At 39.8% G+C, this 13,675-nt stretch carries 9 protein-coding genes; all 9 read left to right on the forward strand.

The window, feature by feature from the left end; genetic code table 11:
• The first annotated feature begins 71 nt into the window (after positions 1-71).
• On the forward strand, positions 72-245 hold the full coding sequence (locus ACFIK7_RS00340) for an antitoxin VbhA family protein (protein WP_275065231.1): 174 nt from the start codon (positions 72-74) through the stop codon (positions 243-245).
• A 10-nt stretch (positions 246-255) separates the two neighbouring features.
• The gene (locus ACFIK7_RS00345; RefSeq protein ID WP_375654521.1) at positions 256-1,887 is read left to right on the forward strand and encodes a BID domain-containing T4SS effector; all 1,632 of its coding nucleotides are present in this window, start codon (positions 256-258) and stop codon (positions 1,885-1,887) included.
• Between the two features lie 155 nt (positions 1,888-2,042).
• A complete protein-coding gene (gene traG / locus ACFIK7_RS00350) occupies positions 2,043-3,959 on the forward strand; it encodes a Ti-type conjugative transfer system protein TraG (protein WP_273790952.1) in 1,917 nt (638 codons plus the stop codon).
• Positions 3,960-5,025: 1,066 nt separating this feature from the next.
• Complete coding sequence (locus ACFIK7_RS00355) at positions 5,026-5,247, forward strand: hypothetical protein (RefSeq protein ID WP_375643570.1); 222 nt, start codon at positions 5,026-5,028, stop codon at positions 5,245-5,247.
• Positions 5,241-6,839 (forward strand): BID domain-containing T4SS effector, encoded by a 1,599-nt coding sequence (locus tag ACFIK7_RS00360; protein WP_375662726.1) that lies wholly within the window; start codon positions 5,241-5,243, stop codon positions 6,837-6,839. The genes ACFIK7_RS00355 and ACFIK7_RS00360 overlap by 7 nt, the downstream gene beginning before the upstream one ends.
• 310 nt (positions 6,840-7,149) lie before the next feature.
• Positions 7,150-8,697: a BID domain-containing T4SS effector gene (locus ACFIK7_RS00365; RefSeq protein ID WP_375662727.1), complete on the forward strand. Its 1,548-nt coding sequence runs from the start codon at positions 7,150-7,152 to the stop codon at positions 8,695-8,697.
• 341 nt (positions 8,698-9,038) lie between these two features.
• Positions 9,039-9,881 (forward strand): BID domain-containing T4SS effector, encoded by an 843-nt coding sequence (locus ACFIK7_RS00370; RefSeq protein WP_375662728.1) that lies wholly within the window; start codon positions 9,039-9,041, stop codon positions 9,879-9,881.
• A 353-nt stretch (positions 9,882-10,234) separates the two neighbouring features.
• Positions 10,235-11,515, forward strand: a complete 1,281-nt coding sequence (locus ACFIK7_RS00375) for a BID domain-containing T4SS effector (RefSeq protein ID WP_375662729.1) — start codon at positions 10,235-10,237, stop codon at positions 11,513-11,515.
• Between the two features lie 211 nt (positions 11,516-11,726).
• Positions 11,727-13,607, forward strand: a complete 1,881-nt coding sequence (locus ACFIK7_RS00380) for a BID domain-containing T4SS effector (protein WP_375662730.1) — start codon at positions 11,727-11,729, stop codon at positions 13,605-13,607.
• Positions 13,608-13,675: the final 68 nt, after the last annotated feature.

Raw genomic sequence — 13,675 nt, forward strand, 5'->3', positions numbered from 1 at the left:
GAAACGATTGCAAATAAAAGGAAAAATGCGTGAAAACCAAAGAAACAGAAAACAGAGAAAATCTTTTATCGATGACAGAAGAAGAATTGAAAAAACGCCGTGAAGCCGTTGAAGCAGCCATCAGCACCCATGCAATAGAGGGAATAGCGCTTCATTCCAAAACGTTGAAAATTTTAGAAGAATACGCAAAGGGGAATATTTCACTCGAGGAATTTAATACTCTTATGGACAACACGACATTATAAGGAAGCTACAATGCCAAAAGAAAAATTAAAAAAAACAGATGTGACATCCACAGTGCCTTCCCCTGAACATTATATGTATCCTAAAAGCAAAACATTAAAAAATAAATATGGAATAACAAACCTTGACGCTTTTACGGCAAGATGTGCGCATGATTCAGCAAAAGCGATGGTTAATCTGCGTGAAGCCCCCTTACCAGAAAAGTTTGATAGCTCCTATCTATGCCTTATTCATCAATGTCTATTTGAAAATACCTTTGAATGGGCTGGACAAACCCGCAATGTTCCCTTTACATTTGAAGATGGTACTACTGCCGTCGCTCCAGTAATGAAAAAAATAACAAATTTTGCAGTCGGTAGCGAATTACAAGAAGGTTTACAAAAATTAGATCAAACGCTTGCCGAAAAAAATAATTTGCAGGATTTATCATGCAAAGAATTTGCTTATGAAGCAGCCAAAATATTTGCCTCTCTCAACTATACACACCCCTTTAGAGAAGGCAACGGACGTACACAACGGATCTTTTTTGAAAATCTTGCCAAAGCCGCAGGGCATCAGCTTGATTTTTCACTGGTTACAAAAGAACGCATGTTGGTTGCTAGTGTTGCAGCAATACAAAATGACAATCTAGAACCAATGCAACATCTGTTTGACGATATCTCTAATCCCAATAAAATACCTCTTTTAAAGGAATTCATGAGCAACACGAAAGAACTTGGGCGTAGTGTGAATGATCGCCCTGTTATGGTCACAAAGGAAGGTGAAACCTACACGGGCACCTATAGAGGTGCTGGTCTTAACAGCTTTGCCTGCAATGTAAAAGGAGCTTACATTATCGGCAATAAAGAACATCTCACACCAGAACAACTCAAAACATTAAAACCCGGTGATAAATTTACCTTTACCGTTCCCAAAACAAAAGAGCTTGAAAGCATTCTTATTCCAGAAGAGAAATTAGCCCCTTTGACAAAAAATGAAACGGCCCAAATGGTTGCAGAAGATGCCTGTGTCCACGTAAGCCTAAAACAGGTCCAGAAACTGTCAAAAATTGTTTATGGTAATACAAAAACATTAGACAAACAGATGGTAGAAATCATCAAAAATCCAAGCTTAGGCCAACAGCTCGCCAACAAGATTGAAAGGGCACCGAGCTCTGTTTCTCGTCTTGCAGGTTTCAGTTTATGTGGACTACAAAATCAGGCACGTGCAAACGCTAAAAATCATATTGGTATGCTCTGTACTGCCGTTGCAAATTTCGCGTATGCTGTAAAATATGCTGAAAAGGAAATCACGCAAGAACATGCAACAGAACAAAGTCGCCTTGCAAAAACAATAGAAATGCCAAGTCAAAGCTTGCAAGATCTCCTCGCCTTGCCAAAAGAATTACAGCAAGAAGCTTTAGCAAAAAATTCTTTATGTCAAAAAGAGCTCAGCAACTTTGTAAAAAAGATCAACACCCGTCTTTCACCAAATGAACATAAAGCAGTTCAAAATAATGATTATGAAACACTGGCTCAAAGCATTGGTGTATCAGAAAATAAAGCCAAACAAATTACACAAATTATTAAGCAAACCAAAGAAGTACATCAGCAAGCACAAATATGCACAATGCGCCATTCCAAAGCATTCGCTATGGCCTGCTAAGAATGGATAAAACCTTCCTCCTTGATGAGAAAGGCTCATAAACGAAAACTGTTTGGCGTTATCTGCACCTTTGCAAAAAGAGATGAGAGTTAATATCACGTACCTGAAAAAGAGCATTTCGCAACATATTCTGATAGAATTGAGAGTAAAATACAATGAAATATACCAAAACACAAATGGTACTTATTTTAACACCAATCGCTTTAGGTGCTTTAACGATATTCCTTGTCCCTCATTTTTTACTGTTAATAACAAATGGACTAAAGAGCGATCAAATTTATTGGACTCTTCGTTCTGAGCCTTTATTAGTCTTAGCACTAACGGCTGCTGTTTCATTGTTGTATAGTCTGTCGCAAAAACTGCACTTACGTAAAATAATCACTTTTGTCTCCGTTGTTTTTTTTGGAACAACCGCTCTTTACTATATTGGTGGTGAAATAAAACGTTTAAGTCCCTATGTTGGCCAACAAGGAATAACGTGGAGCTATGCGCTTCAATTCATGGACCCCATGGTTGTCTTTGGCATCATCATTGGTGGTTTTCTTTCCATCATTCAATTCATAACAACCTCTCCACCTAAAAATAAGGTCAAGCGTGCAAAAAAAGGTGTTTTTGGTGAGGCTTCTTGGATGAATTTAAGAGAGGCAGCAAAAATCTTTCCTGCCAATGGGCAAATTGTTGTGGGTGAAAGATACCGTGTTGATCAAGATAATGTGTGCAAAATTCCCTTTGCGCCTGGCAATAAAACAACATGGGGAAAGGGTGGAACAGCCCCTTTGCTAACCTTTAATCTTGATTTTGGTTCAACTCATATGATCTTTTTTGCTGGTTCTGGTGGCTATAAAACCACAAGTACAGTAGTTCCTACGTGTTTAACCTATCCAGGGTCTATTGTTTGTCTTGATCCTTCAACAGAAGTTGCCCCAATGGTCAAATTTGCGCGTCAAAAGATGGGGAATAGAAATGTCATTGTTCTCGATCCCAATTCATTTTTAACAAAAAATTTTAATGTCATCGATTGGCTTTTAGACGACAGCGTACCACGCACACAACGCGAAGCGAATATTGTAAGCTTTTCCAAGTTGCTCCTTACAGATAAAAAATCAGACAATTCTTCAGCAGAATATTTCTCGACACAAGCCCATAATTTATTAACAGCTCTTCTTGCTCACGTTGTATTTTCTGATGAATATGAAGACAGCGAACGCAATTTAAAAACATTGCGTGGCATTCTCTCTCAATCAGAAACAGCTGTTGTTAATCAATTACGCATGATTCAAGAAACAACACCTTCTCCTTTTATTCGTGAAATGGTTGGTATTTTTACAGAAATGGCAGAGCAAACCTTTTCAGGAGTCTATACAACCGCCTCAAAAGATACCCAATGGCTTTCTTTGTCCAATTACGCAGATCTTGTCTGCGGAGATGATTTTTTTTCCTCAGATATTGCAAATGGCAATACAGATGTTTTTCTCAATCTCCCCGCAAGCATTTTAAACAGTTATCCAGCTATTGGACGTGTAATTATTGGCGCCTTTCTCAATGCCATGGTTACAGCAGACGGTAACTATAAAAAGCGTGTTTTATTTGTCTTAGATGAAGTTGATCTTCTAGGCTATATGAATATTTTAGAAGAAGCACGCGATCGTGGACGTAAATACGGTACATCCTTAATGCTTTTTTATCAATCCTCTGGTCAGTTGGTCAATCACTTTGGAGAAGCCGGAGCACGCTCATGGTTTGAAAGCTGCTCTTTTGTCAGCTATGCTGCCATTAAAGACCTCCAAACAGCCAAAGACATTTCAGAACGCTGTGGCCAAATGACCGTTGAAGTCACCGGAACAAGCAAATCAAGAGGCTTATCCTTAGGAAAGAGTTCATACAACGTCAATTACCAACAAAGAGCCCTGATTTTACCCCATGAAGTTATTCAAGAAATGCGTCAAGATGAACAAATTATTCTTATGCAAGGACACCCCCCTTTGCGATGTGGTCGCGCCATTTATTTCAGAAGAAAAGAAATGTTAGCCGCAGCTGCAAAAAACCGCTTTGCCCCACAAAAGAAAAACTAACCTCCTATTATGAGATCTTGACTATGAAAAGAACAACCACAAAAACAACATAGATTTCTATTTTTTAAAAACCCGTTAACAAAAAGTTTTTGAACGCTTCCTCACACATATAAGGAAAACATGATAAAAAAATCCGTGTTTTTTCCTTTTTGTATTTTGTGTATCGTTTTACCAGCGCCCATCATCTTTATAAAAATACCACCCCCTCAAATCACCTATAACTAAACCAACATCTCCACTTGGGAAAGTCTGCAAATACATTCCTACAAAGCTTTTTGTGTATAATTTATCCCCTACAAACAACCAAAAACATTTCACAACGCTAATCACCAATATCAAGACTTAAGAAAAACAAAAGATTGATCTTTGAGACAAGAACTCTCAAAACACCCACACTCAAGAACATCGATTTTTTCCCAAAAAACATTTAAGATATACATCAAAATGAATAAATCATTCTTATACAAGCTTTTCCCCCTTTACGATATCATAAAGTGTTCTATTTTAATGATAAAGCGCTGAAAAAGGCTTTTCTCCCAACCAAAGAAAGAGTTTTCTCTCTTATGGATCTTAGAGCAGCGCAATACAATAAGAGCAACAATACAAAATAAAAAACATTTTGTTGCAAAAATACACAAACAAGATGTTCGTATGGCAAGATATTCATATGGAGCAGTAAGAAAAACATAATGGAGAAAAATTCTTGATAACTGCTTTTGCCCATAGATTCACCAATCTGAGTACTGTGTATAAAAAGTACCAGCACCATCCGCTAACCAAGAGCGATCGCACCCGCCATATCCACGCCCCTCATCAAAGCGCTCTTGCAAACAACTTTGTTAAAGGAAAAAAACAACAATTTTAAGCAATATTTTTCTTTTTGACCTCTTCCTTACACCTCAAAGAACGAAGATTTTACCCAAAGTCAATTTGTAGAAAATCCATTTTCTAACTACTCATGGGATTCATATCAAGGCCCTCAATACCAGTATTTTACAGAACAAGGTAATAAACAAAGGAACCATCAGAAAAACTTTTCAAAAATAAATGAAAAAAGAAAATATGCATGAAAACAATCATAACAGAACATTTTGCACCTCTTACACCAAAAACCTTTCAAAAGCATCACAAAACGATTGCTACAACTATCCATACACTGGAGGGAAAAGTGCTTCCTCTCATAACAACCAAAATCTCAAAAGAATACGCGAAGGGGAATTTTTCACATGCAGCGTTTAAGACGCTCATCAACCACCACCCTACCTACTTAGGAGAGATTATATGTTAGAGCAAAATTATCTATATAAAGGTACCCCAACACTCAAAAATAAATATGGCATAAAAGACCCCAAAACACTGTATGAACGCTGTGCTCATGATACCGCCAGAGAAGCCGTCAATTTTCGCCACGAACCACTTCCACAAAAATTTGATGCTTCCTATCTAAAACTAATCCACTGGAGCCTCTTCCACAAAACTTTTGAATGGGCGGGTCACACCCGCGATACATCCTTTACATTTGAAGACGGCACCACTGCCCATATGCCGGCGATGCGTCCCAAAGGTTATGAAGTTCCTTTTGCTATCGGACCGCAGATTCAAAAAGAACTAAAACAACTCACAAAAACACTTAATGAGAAGAACAATTTAAAAGGTTTATCGCGCCAAGAATTTGCTGAAAATGCCGCAGAAGTTTTTATGGCGCTCGAGCACGCACATCCTTTCAGAAAAGGGAATGGGCGCGTCAATCGAATGTTTATGGAAAAACTTGGACAAGCAGCAGGACATACCATTGACTTTTCTTTCATCACAAAAGGACGCATGACAGCAGCTTGTATTGAAGCCGTGCAATATGGCAATTCCCAACCGATGAAAGATCTTTTTGAAGATATCACACATCCGCAAAAATCCCTTGTTTTAAAAGAATTCATCTCCCAAATGAGAAACGCGGGACTGGATGAAATTAACAATCGTGTTGTTGTTGCAACAAAAGAAGATGTAACCTACGAAGGCGTGTTTAGAGGTTTTTCAGCAGAAGGTTTTGTCATGGAAGTAGAGGGTGCTTTCGTCGTCGGCCACAAAGATGATCTCCCCCCAGAACTCGTCAAAACATTACAAAACGGTACTCGCCTCTGCTTTCAAAAAACCAACGTTCAAAATGTAAAAGAAATATTGATCCCAAAAGAAACATTAGAATCTCTCACCCATGAAGAGTTATTCACAAAGATTTCAAATGACGCTTATGTTGAAGCATGCCGAAAAGAAATCAAAAATTTATCAAAACTCGTTTATGGTAAAATCCACGCCTTAAATACAAAAATAGATATCTTAACGGCTGATCCAAGCTTAGGAAATCAATTTGCTGATGAAATTTTACAAAACCCTCAATCAATTTCTAAACTTGCAGGGAGAAAAATACTTGACATGAAAAGCCCAAATCGCAGACTGGCGGAACAAACTGCTCCACAACTCAGCCAAGCCCTTAAAAATTATGCCACAATAACACAACAAACAAAAGAAGAAATTTTAGAGCAACATCAAAGAGAACAAAATCGCCTGAGTCACGCTGTCGAAACACCTGGAAAAAATTTACAAAACCTTTTTGCCTTACCAAGAGAACAACAAAAGGAAGCTTTATTGCATTCTCCAACACTACGACAAGAACTCCATCACTTTTCGCGCCAACTACACAATCGTCTATCCTCAGAAGAGCGTAAAGCCATACAAGAAAAAGATCATACCAGACTAGCGTGCCTCCTTGGGACATCGGAAAGCAAAGCAAAAGAAATTGCGAATACTGTAAAGAACACCCAAGAAGCACAATGTCAAGCCCGCAGCTTGAAAGTTAGTCGCTCTTCATCGCTTGCTCTTACCGGCTAAAAACGCGTGAACTTTTGCCTTCCAACTAACTCTTAGCGCCAATCATTTTATCTCCATTACGCTCACCAATTGTTTTAAAATGGTACAAAAAATAGTCCTAAAAATGAATCCTTTAATTTGATGTAACTTATTGATAATATTTCATAAAAAAACTGTATAAAAGACATAAATGTCCACTATATATCAATATGAATAGCGCGAAATCTTTGGAGGTCATTTAATTTGATATCTTACCTTATCCTAAAGTTGTTATCAAAAAAGTGAGGAATGCGCCAAAGAGGTTTTCTAAAAATATTGAAAGGAAACAGCCATGAAAAAAAGTCACCCACAACCAGCCCCCCAGAATCCACAACCACAGAGCCAAGACCCCCTCTACGCAAAAGTTAATAAACCACTCAAAGAACAGCGCAACCCACAACACTATACACTTCAACAACCACCAGAAACGGTCTTTGCTCCCAAAAAGCCACTTGACCAACAAAACCTAGGATCTCCTAATGTAGAAGACCTCTACGCCAAGGTTAATAAACCACCCAAAGAACAGCGCAACCCACAACACTATACACTTCAACAACCACCAGAAACGGTCTTTGCTCCCAAAAAGCCACTTGACCAACAAAACCTAGGATCTCCTAATGTAGAAGACCTCTACGCCAAGGTTAATAAACCACCCAAAGAACAGCGCAACCCACAACACTATACACTTCAACAACCACCAGAAACGGTCTTTGCTCCCAAAAAGCCACTTGACCAACAAAACCTAGGATCTCCTAATGTAGAAGACCTCTACGCCAAGGTTAATAAACCACCCAAAGAACAGCGCAACCCACAACACTATACACTTCAACAACCACCAGAAACGGTCTTTGCTCCCAAAAAGCCACTTGACCAACAAAACCTAGGATCTCCTAATGTAGAAGACCTCTACGCAAAGGTTAATAAACCACCCAAAGAACAGCGCAACCAACAACAATACACACTTCAACAACCAGCAGAAACGATCTATGCTCCCCAACAGCCACTAGGAAATCCCTATGACAGACTTGGTGGAAGACCAAGTGATGGGCGGCGCACCGACAGACTCGTAGACCCCTATAAAATAACGGACTTGGAAGCGCAAGGTTGGCAAACACCCTATGACACAATTGGTGGAGGAGCACAGGGTGGAGGACATCGCCAAGAACCGGAACATCTCTATGCAGAGCTTAACTTTGATGAACGTGGTGAGCCCTCTCCCCAAAGACCACTCGAATCTGTCTATACAACGGTTGGCATGGGGGCTGAAGGCGGGCAAGAGTCTGAACAACTAGAAAATCCTATCTACCAAGGTGTTGGCAGAGCAGCAACACCCCCTCCCAGAACCCCAAAAGATGTGGTTACAACAAGGCTTTTAAAAAACGTAGACTTTCAATATGGTGTAAGAGAAACGCAAGAGTGGTGCAGAGTTGTTTATGGTAACGAACATGCTTTGAATAACCACCTTGCTAAAATTCTTGACAACCCTCAAAGTGCAGAGCAAATCTTATGGAGCCTTGCAGAAAATCCTGAAAGCGCTGGTAAGCTTGCAGGTCACAAAATACTTGGTGTAAAATCTCCAAGCCGCAGAGAAGCTGAAGAGAGTTTTTCTCCCCTTTGCTCAGCTCTTGAGAGGCATATACATACGGCACAAAAGCTCCATAAACAGTTTACACGGGAGCATGAAAGAGAAAGAGGTCAAAGACAAGAAAGTCCAGAAAGAGAAGCAGAACACAGACACCACCACCATCATCGTCATGCAAGAGGACAAGAACAAAATAGTCCAGAGCACAGCCCACAACGACAAAGACATGGAGAAAAAGGAATGGCTTTTGCCATGTAAGTGGACATAAACGTAAAAACAGATAGTTTTTGTTTTTCATGTAATTTTTTTCAGTGAGTTTCTTGGCGCAAATCATTTCATAGCGATTGCGCCAAGAGTTGTTTTAGAATGTTACAAAAAATAGTTCTAAAAGTGGATCCTGTAATTTATTGTAACTTATTGATAAAATTTCATAAAAAAACTGTATAAAAGACATAAATGTTCATTACATATCAATATTGAATAGCGCAAAATCTTTGGCGGTCATTCGGTTGGATATCTTCCTTTATATAAAAGTTATCAAAACTAAAAGTGGGGAATGCACCAAAGAGGTTTTCTAAAAATATTGAAAGGAAATATGTATGAAAAAACATCATCCACATCCTTCTGCAAATCCAGAAGCCCTCTATGCACAAGTTAAGAAACCAACCAGAGGAAACCAGCGCGGTCCAACCCCAGAAGAGGAAGTTACATACGCAACTGTTAGCAGTGTTTCTCCTTCAAGAGGGAGACACCATAATCAAAGGCAACCAGAATCTGAAACCGATTACACAAAGGTTGCTCCCCCAAAACGCGAAGAAGAAGTTACATACGCAACTGTTAGCAGTATTTCTCCTTCCAAAGGGAGACACCATAATCAAAGGCAACAAGAATCTGAAACCGACTATACAATGGTTTCTTCGCACCAAAGAGGAAGATCTTCACCTTCCCTCACAGCTGATCAAATAAGTGTCATACTTTTAAAAAATCCACAAGTTCAAGCATATGCACAAGAGGTCGTGCATTGGGGTACAACTGTTTATAACAGTGACACGCTTTTCCAACAGCACTTGCAAGACATACTTAAAGATCCCACTAAAGGAAAAGAGCTTTCAAATCAACTTGCTGAAAATCCTGAATCTATGCATAGGCTTGCTGGACGCTCCACACTTGGCTTAAAAAATCAAGCACGCAAAGCAGCTGAAGACGGTTTTAAACTGCTCGTTGATGCCATTGATGGTTATACGAAAGCTGTAGAAAATGCAACGGAACAGCTATTGCACACCCCTCTAGCGGAACAAAGACGCCGTCAAGAAAATTCTCAGCAAGTTGAGAGACACCATCATCGTCATCATCATCACACAAGAGGACAAGAACACAATAGTCCAGAGCACAGCCCTCAACGACAAAGACAAGGAGAAAAAGGATTTTCTTATGCCATGTAAGGAGGCATAGACGTAAAAACAGATAGTTTTTGTTTTTCATGTAATTTTTTTTCAGTGAGTTTCTTGGCGCAAATCGTTTCATCGCGATTGCGCCAAGAATTGTTTTAGAATGTTACAAAAGATAGTCCTAAAAATGGCGCCTGTAATTCACGACAACTATTGATAACTTATTGATAATATTTCACAAAAAAACTGTATAAAAGACACAAATGTCCATTAAGCTGATTGCAAATAACGCAGATCTTTGGAAACTCATTCAGCTCGATATTTCTTTTGTCTCAAAGCGATCCAAGCATAAAAGGCAAGAATGCACCAAAGAGGTTTTCTAAAACAATTTTTGAAAGGAAACATGCATGAAAAAAAACCACCCTCATCCTTTTCCATCCTCTTCAATACAAGAACTTATAAAGCTCTATGAACAAGCAGCGGCAGAGGTCTCAGGCGCAGCCCCCCTTCCTAAAGAAACGCCTTCAAAAAGCAAAAGACTGTCATCCATACCGGAAGAAGATGAGGAAAGACAATCTCTTTTAAGCGAAGAAACTGTATATGCATCAACAAATCCAACAGCTTCGTTAACAAGAGGCAGCTCGACCAAAAGACCGCAAAAAACTGAAACGACACACGCAACAATTCCTTCACAAGTTTCCCAAAGGACAACAAGAGTTCTCTCAGAGGAAGAAATCATTCAATTGCTTCCACACCATTCATTGGTTCGAACCTATCAAGAAGAAATCCAACGTTTATCCGCAAGTGCTTATGGCAACCCAAACATTTTGCAAGAAAAAATGCAAGAAATTCAAAGAAATCCAGCTGCAGGAGAAGAACTCTCATGGCGCATGGCAGCCTATCCTGAAAGTATTGCTAAACTTCCAGGCACCAGCATGTTGGGCTTTAAAAATCGAGTGCGTAGACAAGCGGAAGAGAGTTATTCCACTCTCAGTATCACCATTGATTGTTATACAGAAGCTGTAAAACAGGCAAGAGAGAACCTCTTACAATCTCCAGAGCAAGAACTCAAAAACTATGAACGCTTTATGGGGAAGGAAGCCGTCGCTAAACTTCTACAAAAACCAGATCAACGTGAAAAAGCAACGCTTTCAGAAGTAGAAATTTCTACCCAAATTCACCAACATTCAAAAGTCAAAAGACACCATGCCCAAATCCAATATTGGTGCGGAGTTGTTTTTGGCAACACAAACATTTTGCAATCACAAGTGGAAACACTTTTCCAAAACCCTGAAACAATAGAAGCACTCGCACAGCAACTTGTCGGAAATCCTCAATCTTTTCACAAGTACGCTGGTCGTAACTTTTGTGGCTTTAAAAATCAAGCACGCAGGCATGCTGAAGCTGGTCTTTCTCACCTCATTGACGCCACTGACAATTATGCAACGGCTGTAACACAAGTAAGAGAGAGCTTTTCAAAAACTCAGCAGACAAAACAAGAACACAATGAAGCATCTTCTGAGAGATCGCAAAACTTGCATCAACAACAAAGCGTCTCACAGTCTGCTCAACGCCCCGAGCCTTCAATAGTAACGCATGAAGAAGCAACAACCTCTACGCAACAAAGAGAAACAGATATTCGTCCTCGCAAAACTATCGCCCCAAAAGCGATGGCTTTTGCCAGCTAAACAGGACATAAGTTTTCACATTAAATCTAACATCTTGGCGCAACACAGAACAGGGGTGTTTGCGCCAAGAAAGCCCCATCTTGTGAAACCATTCAGTTTCATATCTGCTCTCGTAAAGACCGAGTAAAAAAGCATAAAACAGAATAAAAACCAACGTACGTTTTTAAATAGTATTTAAAAACAATATTGGAAGAGTTTGAAAGGAACATGCATGAAAAAAAGAAATCCCTCCCCTTTTATCACCGAAATGATGGAAAAATTTCAACAACCGGCTGAACAATCCCCCACCAGAACCCCTCCTTCCCAAGTTTCTCAAAATTTGCCAAAACCAACTGTAGAAAAACGCCCAGAAAATTTATCACACCACCCAAAGGTTGCGCCACCGCCCCCCCCCCGCATGAGAGCAAACACTCAAACCAGCACAATGCCCTCCAGCGCTAAAATCCCCAGCACCAAAACCCAAGAGATACCTCCTCTACAAACAAAAGTAGCTCCGCCCAAACCCCCACGCACAAAAGAAAATCTACAACCCAGCTCACAAATCCAAGAACGCTCCTCTCCGCACACAAAAACGCCTCCACAAAGACCACCACGTGCAAAAGATAGAGAACAAAACAAAACAACAGCTCAAGAGAGAGAACACCTCTATGCAACGCCTACTTCGCAAACACCCCCACGCATGAGGGAAAAAGCACAAACCGGAACAAAAATCCCCAGCTCACAAATCCAAGAAAACTCCTCTCCGCACACAAAAGCAGCTCCACAAAGACCACCACGTGCAAAAGATAGAGGACAAAACAAAACAACGGTTCAAGAGAGAGAACACCTCTATGCAACGCCTACTTCGCAAACATCGCCACGCATGAGAGACAGAGTGCAAAACGGTACAAAAATCCAAAATCCTGAAACATACGACCCAAGTGTTAGACCCAAAACACCATCACATATGAAAGTCAGACAGCAAAGCAGTTCATCATCACAAGACAGTGGAACATATGCCGTCCCTCCTTCAAGAAAACCGCACCGTATGGGAAACAGAAAACAAAGCGATACTATCGTCCCAAAACCTGCCTCTCCACACACAGCAATTGAACAACCAAAACCGTCTCACGGACAAAAATCATCTATTAATACAATGGAAAGAGAGCTGTTACTCGTAGCATATCAAGAAGAAATACGATTTTTGTGCGAAAAGGTTTATGGCAACAGGCTTATTTTAGAAGAAAGAATAGAAGCAATCAAAGAAAACCCCAATATGGGAGAACAGCTCTTATGGGATATTACAGAACAGCCTAAGTCTATTTCTAAGCTTGCTGGTAGAAAAGTTCTCGGCATAAAAAATAACGCGCGCAAACAAGCTGAAGAAACTCTTCCTACCCTATGTGCTGCTATTAACGGTTATATGTATACTTCAAAATATACAAAAAGTGAAAATATTTCACAAGGTTTTCACACGGAACAACAACATCAGCGACAAGCACAAGAGAAAGATCCAATAAATCAACATTTACAAAATTCGCTCAATTCAGAAAAGAAAATAAAGCCTCTCTCAAATCAGGAAATTGCCCGCAGAGTTCAACAAGATCCATCGGTTCAATATGGTCAAAGAGAGATCCAATATTGGTGCCAAATTGTTTATGATGATCCATTTATTTTACAATATAGAATGGAAGATATGCACAAAATTCCAGAGATGGGAGAAGAGCTTGTATTTCAAATTGAAAAGGATTCTACATCTTTTGCTCCACTTGCTGGTAGAAAAACCCTTGGCATAAAAAACGGAGCACGCAAAGCCGCTGAAGAAAATATCCCTACCCTTTGTACCGCCATTAAGGACTATGCTGATACAATAAAACAGTTAAGAGAAACCATTGTGCAAAACCATCAGGCAGAACAACAAAAACGTTATCAACCACCTACCGATTTCGATAAAAAATTACAAAAGCAGCAAAGCTTATCGCAGCCCCTGAAGCTGCCTGAACGCTCAACAGCAAAGCGGCATAAAGAGGTTACAGAAACTTCTAGACAAGAAGACCAGCCGCAAGTTCGACCGCGCAGAGCCGAAACATCAAAAGCAATGGCTTTGTCGTGATAAATCTCCTAATTGTTGGCTTTTTATCCAAAACTTTGGTGCAATTATCTTGCCAAGATTGCATCAAA

Source organism: Bartonella sp. CL266QHHD (genome assembly GCF_042195355.1).
Lineage (GTDB): Bacteria > Pseudomonadota > Alphaproteobacteria > Rhizobiales > Rhizobiaceae > Bartonella.

Coding starts and splice junctions, on each gene's coding strand:
- ACFIK7_RS00340 (WP_275065231.1), top strand. CDS start 72: ATGACAGAAGAAGAATTGAAAAAACGCCGTGAAGCCGTTGAAGCAGCC.
- ACFIK7_RS00345 (WP_375654521.1), top strand. CDS start 256: ATGCCAAAAGAAAAATTAAAAAAAACAGATGTGACATCCACAGTGCCT.
- traG (WP_273790952.1), top strand. CDS start 2,043: ATGAAATATACCAAAACACAAATGGTACTTATTTTAACACCAATCGCT.
- ACFIK7_RS00355 (WP_375643570.1), top strand. CDS start 5,026: ATGAAAACAATCATAACAGAACATTTTGCACCTCTTACACCAAAAACC.
- ACFIK7_RS00360 (WP_375662726.1), top strand. CDS start 5,241: ATGTTAGAGCAAAATTATCTATATAAAGGTACCCCAACACTCAAAAAT.
- ACFIK7_RS00365 (WP_375662727.1), top strand. CDS start 7,150: ATGAAAAAAAGTCACCCACAACCAGCCCCCCAGAATCCACAACCACAG.
- ACFIK7_RS00370 (WP_375662728.1), top strand. CDS start 9,039: ATGAAAAAACATCATCCACATCCTTCTGCAAATCCAGAAGCCCTCTAT.
- ACFIK7_RS00375 (WP_375662729.1), top strand. CDS start 10,235: ATGAAAAAAAACCACCCTCATCCTTTTCCATCCTCTTCAATACAAGAA.
- ACFIK7_RS00380 (WP_375662730.1), top strand. CDS start 11,727: ATGAAAAAAAGAAATCCCTCCCCTTTTATCACCGAAATGATGGAAAAA.